This window comes from Actinokineospora spheciospongiae (assembly GCF_000564855.1).
Classification (GTDB): Bacteria; Actinomycetota; Actinomycetes; order Mycobacteriales; family Pseudonocardiaceae; genus Actinokineospora; species Actinokineospora spheciospongiae.
Window position 1 is genome coordinate 90,195 of record NZ_AYXG01000241.1, and the last position, 14,476, is coordinate 104,670.

General features: G+C 70.6%; 14 protein-coding genes. 2 read left to right on the forward strand and 12 right to left on the reverse strand.

All coding sequences use genetic code 11. The features are described 5' to 3' along the window. Positions 1 to 385 precede the first annotated feature (385 nt). The 6 genes from rplI to UO65_RS31100 form a co-directional block, all read right to left on the reverse strand. On the reverse strand, positions 386 to 844 hold the full coding sequence (gene rplI / locus UO65_RS31075; protein ID WP_035289926.1) for a 50S ribosomal protein L9: 459 nt from the start codon (positions 842 to 844) through the stop codon (positions 386 to 388). 15 nt (positions 845 to 859) lie between these two features. Beyond that, positions 860 to 1,108, reverse strand: coding sequence for a 30S ribosomal protein S18 (rpsR, locus tag UO65_RS31080; protein ID WP_035289928.1), 249 nt, complete (start codon positions 1,106 to 1,108; stop codon positions 860 to 862). A 59-nt stretch (positions 1,109 to 1,167) separates the two neighbouring features. Then, positions 1,168 to 1,683, reverse strand: coding sequence for a single-stranded DNA-binding protein (locus UO65_RS31085; RefSeq protein WP_035289930.1), 516 nt, complete (start codon positions 1,681 to 1,683; stop codon positions 1,168 to 1,170). A gap of 19 nt (positions 1,684 to 1,702) precedes the next feature. Continuing rightward, positions 1,703 to 1,993 carry a 30S ribosomal protein S6 gene (gene rpsF / locus UO65_RS31090; RefSeq protein ID WP_084176427.1) on the reverse strand — a complete coding sequence of 97 codons (291 nt, stop codon included), beginning with the start codon at positions 1,991 to 1,993 and terminating at the stop codon, positions 1,703 to 1,705. A gap of 87 nt (positions 1,994 to 2,080) precedes the next feature. Further along, on the reverse strand, positions 2,081 to 2,962 hold the full coding sequence (locus UO65_RS33880; RefSeq protein WP_052022047.1) for a hypothetical protein: 882 nt from the start codon (positions 2,960 to 2,962) through the stop codon (positions 2,081 to 2,083). Between the two features lie 75 nt (positions 2,963 to 3,037). Next, entirely contained in the window at positions 3,038 to 4,051 is a 1,014-nt protein-coding gene (locus tag UO65_RS31100) for a hypothetical protein (RefSeq protein WP_035289935.1), read from the reverse strand. A 193-nt stretch (positions 4,052 to 4,244) separates the two neighbouring features. Here UO65_RS31100 and UO65_RS31105 point away from each other — a divergent pair, with 193 nt between their 5' ends. Together UO65_RS31105 and UO65_RS31110 are read left to right on the forward strand one after the other, a co-directional pair. Then, a complete protein-coding gene (locus UO65_RS31105; protein WP_035289938.1) occupies positions 4,245 to 5,015 on the forward strand; it encodes a deoxyribonuclease IV in 771 nt (256 codons plus the stop codon). Then, a complete protein-coding gene (locus UO65_RS31110; protein ID WP_411431389.1) occupies positions 5,012 to 6,520 on the forward strand; it encodes a glycosyltransferase family 87 protein in 1,509 nt (502 codons plus the stop codon). The genes UO65_RS31105 and UO65_RS31110 overlap by 4 nt, the downstream gene beginning before the upstream one ends. Here the strand turns inward: UO65_RS31110 and rarD are convergent. From rarD to UO65_RS31135, 6 genes are all read right to left on the reverse strand, one after another. Then, positions 6,444 to 7,361: an EamA family transporter RarD gene (gene rarD, locus UO65_RS31115; RefSeq protein ID WP_035289940.1), complete on the reverse strand. Its 918-nt coding sequence runs from the start codon at positions 7,359 to 7,361 to the stop codon at positions 6,444 to 6,446. The genes UO65_RS31110 and rarD overlap by 77 nt on opposite strands. An 82-nt stretch (positions 7,362 to 7,443) precedes the next feature. Next, a complete protein-coding gene (locus UO65_RS35265) occupies positions 7,444 to 8,022 on the reverse strand; it encodes a Fic/DOC family protein (RefSeq protein WP_161784547.1) in 579 nt (192 codons plus the stop codon). Then, positions 8,019 to 8,606: a Panacea domain-containing protein gene (locus UO65_RS31120; protein ID WP_035289942.1), complete on the reverse strand. Its 588-nt coding sequence runs from the start codon at positions 8,604 to 8,606 to the stop codon at positions 8,019 to 8,021. Before UO65_RS31120 ends, UO65_RS35265 begins: the two co-directional genes overlap by 4 nt. Positions 8,607 to 8,716: 110 nt before the next feature. Further along, positions 8,717 to 10,270: a glycosyltransferase family 87 protein gene (locus UO65_RS31125; protein ID WP_052022049.1), complete on the reverse strand. Its 1,554-nt coding sequence runs from the start codon at positions 10,268 to 10,270 to the stop codon at positions 8,717 to 8,719. A 93-nt stretch (positions 10,271 to 10,363) separates the two neighbouring features. Continuing rightward, complete coding sequence (locus tag UO65_RS31130; RefSeq protein ID WP_052022050.1) at positions 10,364 to 13,006, reverse strand: transglycosylase domain-containing protein; 2,643 nt, start codon at positions 13,004 to 13,006, stop codon at positions 10,364 to 10,366. 907 nt (positions 13,007 to 13,913) lie between these two features. Further along, positions 13,914 to 14,318, reverse strand: coding sequence for a DUF5318 domain-containing protein (locus UO65_RS31135; protein ID WP_035289944.1), 405 nt, complete (start codon positions 14,316 to 14,318; stop codon positions 13,914 to 13,916). Positions 14,319 to 14,476: the final 158 nt, after the last annotated feature.

Consider the following 14,476-nt stretch of genomic DNA (forward strand, 5'->3'; position numbering starts at 1 on the left):
GACCACGTGTTCGAACACCTGTTCGAAGGGAACGATACGGGTCCGGTACGACGAACGAGACGCTATGACCCCCGAACGGTCGTATGCAAACGACGCTGGGGACACACCTGTGGATAACTTGGGGATGGTTCTGCCCACCTGAGCACAGGTCCCGTTCTGCCTGTGGACAACCTGGGGACAACTTGCGAACACCTCAAAAGAAGCGCAGGTCAGACCCTGTGTACAAGCTGTGGAAAATTTGCCCCGGCGTGTCGTGGGAGACACGGTTGTCGGCGTGTCGTGACGCCCGTGGCTCCGGTGGGTGACCCATCCCTGTGGACAACCCTGTGGACAACGCAACAGCCCCGCCCGGGATGCCCGAGCGGGGCTGTTGCGGGTACGAGCGTCAGCTCGCGGCGTTCACCTCGACGGTGAACGCGGCGGTGACATCCGGGTGCAGCCGCACCGAGACCGGGTGCTTGCCCACGGTCTTGATGTGACCGGCCAGCTCCACGGCGCGCTTGTCCAGGACCGGACCACCGGCGGCCTTCACCGCGGCGACGACGTCACCGGTGGTGATCGAACCGAACAGCTTGCCCGAGCCCGCTGCGGCCTTGGCGGCCAGCGGAACGCTGCCGAGGTTGGCGAGCTGGTTCTTGACCTCCTTGGCGTGGTCGAGGTCGCGAATCCGGCTGGCCTCCTGGGCCCGGCGGATGACCTGGACCTGCTTCTCCGCGCCCTTGGTCGCCAGGATGGCGAAGCCGCGGGGCAGCAGGAAGTTGCGGCCGTAACCGTCCTTGACCTCGACGGCGTCGCCCGGACCACCCAGGCCGTCGACGTCAGTGGTGAGGATGAGCTTCATGATTTCGTCCTCTCCTGGTCAGCGGGCGGTCGAGGTGTACGGGAGCAGGGCGACCTCGCGCGCGTTCTTGACCGCGATGGCCACGTCGCGCTGGTGCTGGCTGCAGTTGCCGGTGACCCGGCGGGCCCGGATCTTCCCGCGGTCGGAGATGTACTTCCGCAGCAGGGTGGTGTCCTTGTAGTCGATGTTCACCGGACGATCTTTCTTCTCGTCCTTGCAGAACACGCAGACCTTCTTCTTCGGCTTGCGAATCGGTGGCTTTGCCACTGGGTACTCCTGGTCTTATGTCGAGAAAGAGTCTGGGGGATCGGTGCGCGGTGCCCTGGTCAGAACGGGGGCTCGTCGTTGAAGCCGCCGCCGCCACCGCCGCCACCGGCGGGCGGAGCGGAGCCCCACGGGTCGTCGGCGGGCGGAGCGGAGTTGCCGCCACCGCCACCGCCGTAACCGCCACCACCGCCGCCTCCGCCACCGGAGCCGCGGCTCACCTTGTTCACCTTGGCGGTCGCGTAGCGCAGGGACGGGCCGACCTCGTCGACCTCCAGCTCGATGACGGTGCGCTTCTCACCCTCGCGGGTGTCGAAGGACCGCTGCTTGAGCCGCCCGCTCACGATCACGCGCGCGCCGCGGGTCAGCGACTCGGCCACGTTCTCCGCGGCCTGCCGCCAGATGTTGCACCGCAGGAACAGCGCCTCGCCGTCCTTCCACTCGCCGCTCGCGCGGTCGAACGTCCGGGGGGTCGACGCGACGGTGAAGCTCGCCACGGCGGCGCCCGACGGGGTGAAGCGCAGTTCCGGATCGGCGGTCAGGTTCCCGACCACCGTGATCGTCGTGTCGCCAGCCATCGTGGTGCCTCCCCGGCTGTCAGGCGGTCTCGCGGCGCATGACCTTGGTCCGCAGCACGGACTCCTGCAGGGAGAGCTGGCGGTCCAGCTCCTTCACCGCGTCCGGCTCGGAGTTGATGTCGAGCACGGCGTAGATGCCCTCGGCGTGCTTCTTGATCTCGAACGAGAGGCGGCGCTTGCCCCAGATGTCGACCTTCTCGACGTTCCCGCCCGAAGTGCGGATCACGTTGAGGAACGTGTCGAGCGACGGAGCGACGGTGCGCTCGTCGAGCGTGGGGTCGAGGATGACCATAACTTCGTAATGACGCATGAAGACCACTCACCTCCTGTGGGCTCACGGCCGCGGAGGTTCCGCGGCAGGAGGGTCTGCGCCGACCAGGCTAACAGTCGGCGCAGGTCAGCTCTTGCGCAGTACCCAGGTGCGGACCAGGGCGCCGGTGACGACGGACAGGAACAGGGCCGCGAGCACGATCGGCACGCCCACCCCGCCGGTCCGGCCGAACGCGGGCAGCGCCTGCGCGCCGCCCGCCGCGGTGCGCACGTCGACGCCCCCCGCGTCCTGGCCCAGGATGCCGAACCGGGGCGCGTAGCCGGGCACGCCCGTGGCCGCCGACGGCCGGTACGCGCCGCCGGGGCCCGCGTAGGGGACGGCGCCGTAGTCGCGCGGCGGGGCGGTGCCGGTGTTCGCGGCGGGCCGCGGCGGGGTGAACCGCACCGGCGGCAGCGGGGTCGCCTCGCCGACCGGTGTGCCCGGGGGTGTGGTCGTCGGCGGCTTCGCGGTGGTCGGGGGTGCGGGCGGGGTCGTGGTGGGGGTGCTCGGGTTCAGCGCCCGCGCGGTCATGCCGCACCCGGCCACGACCTGCTCGGCCACCTCGGCCGCCACCGCGTCGGCGGCGCCCCGGAGCTCCCGCATCGGCCGCACCTGGGCGACCACCGCGTCGGCGATCGCCCGCGGGGTGATCCGGCCGGTGCCGTCGGGCACCGCGCCGACCTCGATGCCGGGGCCGAGCGGGAAGGTCAGCCCGACCGCGGTCGCGGTGAGCGCGCCGAGGCCGGGGGTGTCGGCGACGGCCCCGGTGACCATGCCGTTGACCGCGAGCCGGGCCAGCACGATCGGCTGGCCCTTGAACGCGACGACGTCCTGCCTGCAGCTCAGCGCGAGGAACGGCAGCGGGTTCAGCGGGTCGGCCGCGGCCGGGCTCGCGCCCACCAGGCACGCGGACCCGACCACCAGGCCGAGGAGGGACGAACTGGCGATCCGCCGAACCCCGATGCGCACGCGCTGACACCCTCCGTCATTCCCTCACTCACCTGTGTGGGTGAACGATAGACGGAAAAAGGAAGCGTTTGGTTGTCAGGCGACTGTTCGGCGCAGCACCCAGGTCCGGACGAGGGTCGCGGTGACCCCCGAAAGCGCGAGGACGGCCAGGAGAACGGGCACCGCGATCCGGTTCGAGCCGACGCCGTCGAGCGCCTCGGCGTGCCCCGCCTGCTCGACGCCGTCGGTGTCCTCGGTGCCGAGGATGCCGAACTGCGGCGAGTACCCGGGCACCGAACCGCCGTAGCGGACACCGGGCGACGGGCTGAACAGCCCGGCCTTGGCGAACGGCAGCGAGGCGTAGTCGGCCATCGGTGAGCGGCCGGTGCCGCTGCCCGCGCCGTAGAGCGGGACCAGGCCGTTCGGGGTGAGGCTCTGCCCGATGCCGGTCGTGGTGCCGGGGGTGGGCGCACCCGGGGCGGTGCCGCCGGGGGGCGGGGTGGTGCCGCCGTTGCCCGTGCCGCCGCCCGGGGGGTTCCCGCCGCCGGGCGCGCCCGGACCGGGCGCGGTGGGGGCGCCGGGGAGCAGGTCGGGCAACTGCGGGATGGCGGCGGTGCCCGTTTGCAGGCTCCGGCCCAGGTCGGTCGCGCCGTCCTGCACCGGGGCCGTGATGGCGTTGACGCCCCGCACGGTCACCGCGCAGGTCCGGCCCAGCAGGTTCCCGACGTCCTTCGCGATCGCGCCGAGCGGGGTGCCCTCCAGCGCCTTGGTCGCCGCCGACCCGATGGCGGGACCGCCGATCGTGCCCGCGCCGTCGGGCAGCACGCCGATCGGGATCGGGCCGAGGGTGCCGACCACGCCGCCGACCAGGCCGCTGAGGGTCCGCCCGAGCAGCGGCACACCCTTGATGACCTCGTTGACCGGACCCACCAGGGCCTGCGCGTTCAGCGTGACAGGCTGGCCGGGGGTGCCCTGCACGGAGGCCCCGCAGTCGCCCGCCACCAGCGGTTCGGCGGCCACCGCCGTGCCCGGGCTGAGCACGAGACTGGCAGTGGCGGTGCCGAACATCAACACCAGTCCGGTGGCGAGGGTCTTGGCGCGGCGCTGCATCGAGGTCCTCCAGGTGCGGAGAGAGCTGTCTACTAGCAGGAACGACGGTAACCCGACTCCGTGACGCCAACGCCGGGCATTGCCCCGAAATTCCTTCACGATCGCCCGTCCGGCCCAACCGGTGCCCGCCCACCCGGCTCCGACGGTGGGCGAGGGGGCTGGTTGTCACCCTCGCCGACTACTCTCGCTGACCATGAGCATCGGCGCCCACGTCCGCGACGACGACCCGCTCGCTGCCGCGCGGGAGCGCGGTGCCGAGGTGGTGCAGTTCTTCCTCGCCGACCCGCAGGGGTGGAAGGCGCCCGCGCCGCACCCGATGGCGGACGCCCTGCTGGCCTCCGACCTCACCGTGTTCGTGCACTCACCGTACGTGGTCAACCTGGCGTCCACGAACAACCGCGTCCGCATCCCCTCCCGCAAGCTGGTCACCCAGCACGCCGAGGCGGCGGCCAAGGTCGGCGCGCAGGGCCTGGTCGTGCACGGCGGGCACGTCACCAAGGGCGAGGACCCGCAGGCGGGCATCACCAACTGGCGCAAGTTCTTCGAGCGGCAGCACGCCGAGGGCGGCTTCGCGGTGCCGATCCTGATCGAGAACACCGCGGGCGGCGACAACGCCATGGCCCGCCGGTTCGACGTGCTGGCCCGGCTCTGGGACGAGGTCGGCGAGTTCGGCGCGGGCTTCTGCCTGGACACCTGCCACGCCTTCGCCGCCGGGGAGGACCTGGTCGGCATCGTCGACCGGGTGCGGGCCATCACCGGCCGGATCGACCTGGTGCACCTCAACAGCTCCCGCGACGAGTTCGGCTCGGCCCGCGACCGGCACGACAACATCGCCACCGGCACCATCGACGCCGAGCAGCTCGTGGCCGTGCTGGCCGCCGCCGACGCCCCCGCGGTGGTGGAGACCCCGGGCGACGGCCAGGCCGCGGACATCGCCTTCCTGCGTGAGGCGCTCGGCCGGTGAAGGCGGTGCCCGCAGACGTGCCCGCGGACACGGCCCCCGACCGCCCGGACGGCGCACCGGTGCCGCGCACCCGGACCGGCGCCGCCCGGCTCGGCCGCTCCGCGCTGGCCCTGCTGGTGCTGCTCTGCGGCGTCACCCTGGTGCTCGGCTTCGCCAACAAGAACCGCTGCACCGGCCCCGAGTTCGACCAGTGGGGCCGCAGCCAACCCGACTTCGCCGACCGCAAGTACGCCGAGGCCTGCTACTCCGACATCCAGTTCCTGTGGATCGGCCGCGACGTCGACCGGCACGTCTTCCCCTACGTCGACGGCGGCATCAACTCCAGCGGTGAGCTGAGCGGCGGCACGGTCGAGTACCCGGTGCTCACCGGCCTGCTGATCTGGCTCGGCGCGATGTTCGTGCACACCGACGCCGGGTTCCTGCTCGCCTCGGCGCTGCTGATGGCCCCGTTCGGCCTGCTCACGGCCTGGTTGCTGGGCAGGCTCTCCCGCTGGCGGGCGCTGCTGTGGGCGCTGTCGCCGCCGCTCGTCCTCTACGCGTTCCACAACTGGGAGCTGCCGGTCGTGCTCTGCGCGACCGCGGCCGTCTACGTGGTGCACCGCGGCTGGGGCAGGCGGGGCGTCGAGCGGCCCCTGCTGCACCGCGCGTACGCCGCGGCGCTGCTGCTCGGGCTGGGGTTCGCCTTCAAGCTGTACCCGGCGATCTTCGTCCTCCCGCTGATGCTCTACGTCCTCACCGGCGGGCGCGGCGGCGCCGAGCTGGCCGCGGGCAAGACCCGCGAGGTGGCGGGCGCGGTCAAGGTCGCGCTGATCGCGATGGGCACCGCGGTCGCGGTCAACGTGCCGTTCGCCGTGGCCGGTTTCGACGGCTGGCTGGCCTCGTTCGTGTTCCAGGGGCAGCGCAAGGCCGACATCACCGCCAACTCGATCTGGTACTGGGGGCTGCGCCCGGAGTCCGACCCGCAGAACGAGGCCGTGCACCACGTCATCGGCATCGCCTCGCCGCTGCTGGTGATCGCCTCCTTCGCCGCCGCCTGCGTCGTCGGCTGGGTCCGCCACCGGCGCGAGGGCACCTACCCGTGGGTGGCGGTGTCGGCGGCGATGCTGTGCGGGTTCCTGCTGCTGCACAAGGTGCACTCGCCGCAGTACACGCTGTGGCTGGTGCCGATGTTCGTGCTGCTGCGGGTCCGCTGGGGCTGGATCGCCGCCTACGCCGTCGCCGACCTGGCGATGGGCATCGGCATCTTCCTGTGGTTCGCCGAGATCGCCGAGAACGAACCCGCGGGCGTCTACGAGGGCTTCGCCGCCCAGGCGGTCATGATCGGCGTCTGGGGCCGGGCCGCCCTGCTGGTCGGCCTGTTCACCGCCTTCCTGAACGCCCGCAACACCTTCGACGGCCAAGACGACGGGGACAGCCCGCCGGACGGGCTCAGGCGACCGGTTGCGGCTGCCGGTCCGCGACCCGCGCCCCCGACCGACGGCGGTGCAGCAGCGACTCGGTCGTGATCACGACCAGCGCCAGCCACACCAGCCCGAACCCGACCCACCGCGCGGTCGTCATCGACTCGTGGAACACCAGCAGCCCGATGGCGAACTGGATGATCGGCACGAAGTACTGCAGCAGGCCCAGCGTGGTCATCGGCACCCGCACCGCCGCCGCCCCGAACAGCAGCAGCGGCACGGCGGTCACCACCCCCGTACCCGCGAGCAGCAGCGCGTTCGCCCAACCGGCGTGCCCGAACGTGCCCCCACCGCCCAGGTTCAGCACCACCAGGAACCCCAGCGCCACCGGCGCCAGGATGACCGTCTCCAGCGCCAGCCCCTCCGAGGAACCGACGTCGGCCTTCTTCTTCATCAGCCCGTAGGTGCCGAACGTGAACGCCAGGGTCAGCGCGATCCACGGCAGCCGCCCGTAGTCGAAGGTCAGTTCGACCACCGCCGCCAGCGCGATCCCCAGCCCGGCCCACTGCCCGGCCCGCAGCCGCTCCCCCATCACCAGGACACCGAGCAGGATCGTCACCAGCGGGTTGATGAAGTACCCGAGCGAGGTCTCCACCACCTGGTTGGAGTTGACCCCGTAGATGTACATCCCCCAGTTCACGGCGATGGTGAACGCCCCCACCGCGATGAACCCCATCCGCCGCCGGTCGGCGAGGACCGCCCGCAGGTGCCCCCACCGCCGGGTGACGGCGATCAGCGCCCCCACCGCCACCAACGACCACACGATCCGGTGAGCCAGGATCTCCACCGCCCCGGCGGGGGCCAGCAGCGGCCAGTAGAGCGGGAAGAAACCCCAGGTCAGGTAGGCCAGAAACCCCAACCAGAACCCGCGCCGCGCTCTGTCCACCGACAGCCTCCGATCATCCCACCACCAGCCGGGGGCAGTGTGTCACCCGAACGGGCGATCCAGCGATCGGGTTCTCTGGCGTCTACATCTTCACGACAACCGGTTCCAGAACCTTGATCAGTTCGCCGGTCTCGGCGGTCGCGAGGTTGTGGTACGAGGCATTGATGTTCAGCTGGCGGTTCAACTCCGACCAGTCGAGACGCCACCCGGCTGAGGCGGCGAGCTGCCGGAGAAACGCGCGCAAGGTTCGACCGTTGCCTTCCCTGAAAGGGTGTCTGGCGTTCAGTTCACCGTAATAATGCGCCAGTCTCCTGACGAATTCGCCTCGGGCAAGCCCGGCGAGATGGTTGTCATTTTCCAATTGGCTCATCACTGACGAAACTTCATCGTTCAGATAATTCCAGTTCGCGAAGAAGATTCCGCCCTTTCCGATGTCCACCGTGCGAAATTCTCCTGCCCAGTCATAGACATCTTGGAAAAGATGACGGTGAAAGGATTGAAGATGCTGCGAGTTGTACTCCCCGGGAAGGGTGGAGCGAGCAACTGCGACATCCCGGATGCTGACAATCCTGGCTTCTATTGTCTTCAGCTTGGCGTTGTCGCTGATGCCCAGTTTATTGCGAAGGCAAGTGCCGTCGGCGTTCAAGTAAGGGTCGGTCACGAACGCAGAGCTCGCTCGATCTCTTCGCGAACCGCCTGATCGGGGTCGACCATGGAGGTCGCCACCGATCGGAGGACGTCTTGCCAGTCTGAATCGAGATCCACACCCTCGATGGACGAATTGGCGGCTGCATGTGCCACGGCTGATTCGACGTCAGCGACCTGGCGAGAGTGGTAGTCGCGCATGAAACTTGTGGAAATTGTTGCTGAGCTCTTCTCGCCGAGCGGGGTGAGCCCCCTGGCTATTTTCCATGGCTGTTCGATGTGGGTCATGTTCGACAAAGACTCGGCAGACATCTGTGCATACTTGTCATGGACCCAGTCCACTGTTTCACGCTCGGACTCTGTCAAGTTCTGCGCATCGCCGGGCCACCCGGAGACGGTGTACTGCTTTCGGTGCCTCTCGTACAGCGCCCTGACCACAGGACCCTCGCGCCAGGCTTCGATCCGATCGTCGAACATGGTGGTGCGGGTTCGCACCAGATGCCACGCTTGGCAGTAGTAGACAAGTTTCTGCATCTTCATGGCGGTCACGGTGCCGGTTTTCTTGAGGATGGCTGCCGCGAGGTCGTCCACGCTGGCCATTTGGCAACCTCCCCAGTGATCTCGGCACTCACGAGTATACCGACTTGTCGGTACTGAACCGAGGATCTTCTCAGCCTTGAACCCGGTTGTGTTGCACGCCCTCCAAGAGCTCAGACCAGTTCAGGTTCCCTGGTGGTCCGGGCGGGCAGGACCACCTTGTCCGGGGCGCCGTCGAGCACACCGCCAGCCGGGTCGTCGTCGCCCAGAGCGCGGACCAGGTCGCGGGTCGGGTGGTAGATCTCGTAGACGACCAGGGCGCACAGGGCGATCACCGCCAGGTCGCGCACCACCACCGTGCCCAGGAACCACTCCTCCGGCAGGCCCTTCTTCGAGTCGCCCATGAAGTAGAACATCCGGGGGGCCCAGACCAGGGCGTCGACGGTCATCCAGGCGAGCAGCAGCTTCCAGCGCGGTACGGCCAGCACCGCCAGCGGGATCAGCCACAGCGAGTACTGCGGGCTCCACACCTTGTTGGTCAGCAGGAACACCGCGACCACCAGGAACCCCAGTTGGGCGAACCGGGGCCGGGTCCGCGCGTGCAGGCCGATGAACGCGATGCCCGCGCAGCCGAGCAGGAACAGCAGGGCGCTGACCAGGTTCAGCCAGAACGGCGACTCGCCGAAGGGCAGGTTCGGGTCGAAGCCCGACCAGCCGGTGAACTTCATGATCACGTTGTAGATCGAGTCCGGGTCGGCGTCGCGGGTGGAGTTGAGGGTGAAGAACTGCCACCAGCCCTCGCGGGTCGCCGCGGGCAGGAAGATCGGGGCGTTCACCGCCGCCCAGGTCAGGGCCGCGGCGGCGGTCGCCTGCCACCACGAGCGCATCTTCCCCGCCCGCAGGCACAGGATCAGCAGCGGGCCGAGCAGGAACAGCGGGTAGAGCTTCGCCGCCACGCCCAGGCCGAGCAGCACGCCCGCCAGCACGGGTTTCCTCCGCGCCCAGGCCAGCATCCCGGCGGCGGCGAACGCGGTGGCCAGGGTGTCGAAGTTGGTGAACGCGTGCACCAGGACCAGCGGCGACAGGGCGATGAACGCCGCGTCCCACGGTCTGCGCTTGGCCGTGCGCAGCGTCGCCCAGATGGTGACCAGCCAGGCCAGGGCCAGCCAGAACGCGCTGATGTCGAAGTAGACGACCACCGGCAGCCCGCTCGGCAGCCACCCCTGCGCCGCGAGCTGCACCCACCCCTGGGCCATCTTGGCGTTCGCCCACTGGAACAGGCCGGTGAGCACCGGGTACTCCATGTACCGCTTGGTCTCGTTCGGCTTGCCCTCGTGCTCGACCCAGCTCGTCAGGTACGGGAAGCCGCCGCGGTCGAGCCGCTCGGCGGAGTACAGCGGGACGACGTCGGAGTAGCACATCGCCACGTACGGGCGGTTCGAGCGCCAGTCCAGCGCCAGCCGCCCGTCGCCGGAGTCGTACTGCTGCACGCACGCGGCCTTGCCGAACCAGGCCAGCGACAGCGCGACCACCGCCAGCAGCAGCGAGACCCGCAGCGGGGTCCAGAACCAGTGCCTGCCCACCACGGCGTGCTCCCCGAGCGGCCCGCCGACCGGCGTGCTCGCCGAGGCGGCCAGGGACTCCGTCCAGCTCGGCCGGACGCGCTCCTCGGGACCGAGGGTGGCGGTGTCGCCGACCCGCCCGTCCCCACTCGGTGACTCAGACACGCGCGCGATGCTACGGGCAGCGGTGTGCGAACGGGGTCAGCCCGCGGTGAACACGCGGACGGCCCCCGGGGAATCCCCGGGGGCCGTCCGTGGTCAACCGATCAGGCCGTCACCCGGCCCGCCACCTCCGCCGCCGCCACCGCCCGGCAGCGGGATGTCGGTGCCCCCGCCGCCCGGCCTGGTCCGGGTGGACCTGGTCGTGGTCGGCTCGTCGGTGTCCTCCGGGGGCGTCGTGGTCGTCTCCGGGACCGACGGCGCGGTGGTGGTCGTCGGCGTGTTGTCGGCCGGTTCCTCGCGGGGCTTGGTCTGGGCGGGCCTGTTGTCGTTGTCGCTCTGCCTGGACTCCGTCTTGCCGATCGGCACGTACTTGCCGAACGTGGCCTTGGGCAGGTTCTGGTGGTAGGAGTCCATGAACGCCTTCCAGATCTTGCCCGGCAACCCGCTGCCGTAGATCTTGCCGCCCTCCGCGTCGTGCAGGATGCGGCTGGTCGGCTTGTTCGTCTCGTCGCCGCTCATGGACACCGCGGTCGAGAGCTGCGGGGTGTACCCGACCATCCACGCCTTGGCGTTGTCCGGTGTGTCCGCGCCGGACGCGTCGACGTACTGGTGCGTCCCGGTCTTGCCCGCGCACTGCCTGCCGCCCGCGCAGCCGATCTTCGAGTACTCGGGGATCGGCAGCAGCGCCTCGGTGACGTTGCGGGCGATCTGCTGGTTGCGGGTGGCGTCCTCGGCGTCGAACGCGGGCTTCTCGGCCAGCTCCGGCCGGGCCGCCGCGTCGAAGACGACGCCGCCGTCCGGGTAGGTGACCTTCTGCACCAGGTGCGGCTTGCGGTAGGTGCCGTTGGCCGCGAAGGTCGCGTACGCCGAGGCCATGTCCACGGTGGTGACCAGGGTGGAGCCACCGCCGATGGCGATGTTGATGTCGCCTGCGGCGGCCTCCAGCGGGGACTGGATGCCCGCCTGCTTGGCCGCCTCGGCCACGCCCGCGGGCTTGACGTCGTTATAGACCATGTCGCTGAACACCACGTTCAGCGACTCCTTCATCGCCTCGGCCACCGTGCAGGACTTGCCGCACTTGGGCGTGGAGGCGTTGCGGACGATCTTCTTGTTCGAGCCGAACGCGCGCGGGGTGGTGTCGTACACCTCGCCGAGGCCCTTGCCCTGCTCCAGCAACCCGACCAGGTCGAACGGCTTGAACGCGGAGCCGGGCTCCTGCTTCGCCGCACCCGCGTAGTCCAGGTCGAGGCCCTTGGCGCGGCCGTAGTAGGCCCGGATCGCGCCGGACGCGGGGTCGACCGCGACCAGGGCGGGGTGCAGGTTCGCGGGCTGGCCCGCCATCACGTCCGCGACGGCCTTCTCGGCCATGGTCTGCGCGTTCTGGTCGATGGTCAGCGTGATGACGTAGCCGTTGCGCTTGATCTGCTCCTCGGTGATGCCGTAGGTGTCCAGCTCCTCGGTGACCAGGTCCGAGAAGCCCTGGCGCGGCCCGGGCAGCGCCGCGAGCTGGCCCTCGCTCGGCGGGATCGGCTCCGGGAACGGCTGGGCGGTCTTCTCCGCCGTGGTCATCCAGTTGTTGCTGATCATGCGGTTGGTGACGTAGTCCCAGCGCTGCTTCTGGTACTCCACCACCTTGCCCTTCGCGGGCGTCTGGATCATGCCCGCGAGCACCGCGGCCTGCGACTTGGTGACCTGGTTGACGTCGGTGATGCCGTAGTAGGCCTGCGCCGCCGCCGCGATCCCGTACGCGCCCCGACCGAAGTAGATCGTGTTCAGGTACGCCGCGATGATGTCGTCTTTGCTGTAGGTCTCGTTCATCTTGTAGGACTTCACGACCTCGACCCACTTGCGGGTCAGCGTCGGGTCCTCGTTGCCGGAAGCCTTCTTGATGTACTGCTGGCTGATGGTGGAACCACCACCGCCGCCGCCGGTCGCCTGGTTCCACACCGCGCGCATGATGCCCATGAGGTCGAACCCGGAGTTCGTCTCGAACGTCTGGTCCTCGGCGGCGTACACGGCGTGCAGCAGGGTGTCGGGGATCTCCCCGGACTTGAGCATGATGCGGTTGCCGCCGGACTCGGCCAGCCGCGCCATCGGCGTGCCGTCGGCGTAGAGCATCGTGACGACCTTGTCCTGGGCCAGCGCGACGTCGTTGGGGTTGTCGACGTCGACCATCTGGTAGGTGATGAAGAACGCCAGGACCGGGATCACGATGCCCAGGGCGGTCAGCACGTACAGGGTCCGCCGGACCCGCCGCCAGGTCTTCTTCTTGCGCATCTTCCGCTGCTCGTCGGTCAGCGGGCCGTCCTCGTCCTCGTCCGGCCCGTGGTCGTCGTCCGCGTACTGCCGCTCGGCGGAGAAGTCGTCGTCGAACTCGCGGTGCGTGATCAGCTCCGGCTCGGCCTTGGCCTGGCCGGGGGTCTTCTTCAGGAAGACGGTCGGGCCCTCGCCGGGGGCGGGCTTGCGGCCGGTGATGGCCGTGCCGGTGATCCCCGCCGCGCTCAGCGCGACCGTCGCGTCACCGAGCGGCGGACCTGCCGGGCCGGGTCCACCCGGCCCACCGGGCCGCCGCCCACCGGGACCACCCGGACCACCGGGACCACCCGGACCACCGGGACCACCGGGTCCGCGCCCCGGGCCGCCCGCCGGGACCGGACCGCCGTTGGGGCCGGTGCCACCGGGGCGCCCACCGGGCGCCGGGGCGCCACCGGGACCGCTACCCGGCCCACCTGGCCGCACCGGCCCGCCGTTGGCGAAGTCACCACCGCCACCGGGACCACCAGGGCCACCGGGGCCGCCCGGTCCACGGCCGCCCGCGCCGGGTCCGCCCGCCGGGCCACCGGGACCGCCTGCCTGACCACCGGGTCCACCGGGGCCGCCTGCCGCAGGGCCGGGCCTGCCGGGTCCGCCCGCGCGGCTCCCCTGGCCGGGGTCACCGGCACCGGGCCACGCGGGTCCGGCCTGCGGCCCACCCGCCCTGCCAGGGCCACCGGGACCGCCTGCCGGCCCTGGCCCGCCATGGGGACCAGGTCCGCCGTTGAGACCAGGGCCGCCGTTGGGACCGGGGCCGCCGTTGGGACCGGGGCCGCCGTTGGGACCGAGGCCACCATTCGCGCCAGGTCCACCGCTGGGACCGGGGCCACCGTTCGGGCCGGGAGCGCTGCCTGGGCCTGGGCCGCCGGGTCGGGCGGGTCCGCCGCGACCCTGACCGGCGGGGAAACCGCCGTTGGGGCCGGGGCCGCCGGGGCCGCCCGGCCTCCCCTCGGGGCCGCCCGGCCCGCCACCCGGTCTGCCCTCGGGACCGCCAGGTCCGCGTCCACCCATCCCGCCACCCATGTTCACATCACCATTCGAGCCAGGCCCGGTCGGGCCGCCGCGTCCACTGCCGTTGCCACCCCGGTCGCCCACCCGCTCCCGCGGTGCGGGTCGGTCTCCCCCGGGCTCGTCGTCGTCCCACAGCGGGCTGTGGAAGCCCGTCTGCTCCTCCTGCGGGGGTGCGGCGGGTTCGCCGGACGGCCACCCGGGGTCACCGGATCGCCGCTTGTCGCCGTGGTCGTTCACGAGAAAGGGCCTCCCAGACCGGCCGCACCCCGGGGTGCGCCGTTCGGTGGTCTTGCTGTGCTCGGTCGAGCGGAGAAAGCGCTGGTCACTCCGCCGCCGTCCTCCTGCGGGGCTTGGGCGTGCGAACGCCCCCCTTCCCCAGGACGTATGACTGGACCAAGTGGTTCCACGAACACGTCCGGCAGACCTCGACCGCGTGGACGGTGAACTCCTCGAACAGCCCCGCCATCCGCTCCAGCTCCTCGACCGCGCGGGCCGAGCCGGAGACGTGCTTCAACTCGTCGCCGTAGACCCAGCTGACCCGGGTCAGTTGCTCCTTGCGGCAGACCGGGCAGGTCACGTCGGTGGCCTGGCCGTGGAACTTCGCGGCGCGCAGCAGGTACGGGTTGGCGTCGCACACCTCGTTGGTGCCGACGCGACCCGAGTGGACCTCGGCGAGCAGCGACCTGCGCTGCAACGCGTAGTCGACCACCTGCCGCTGCGTTCGCACGGGAACAGCGTACTTGCCGCTGATACCACGGCGATGGGCCGATCGGGCCAGCCGACGTGCACCGTGCGTCACGTTTGTGATCCGAACGGTTCCGGAACGCTTCCTGACCGGCCACGACGCGCGGTCTCCCGGCTACCCGCCCCACCTGCGCAGTTCAC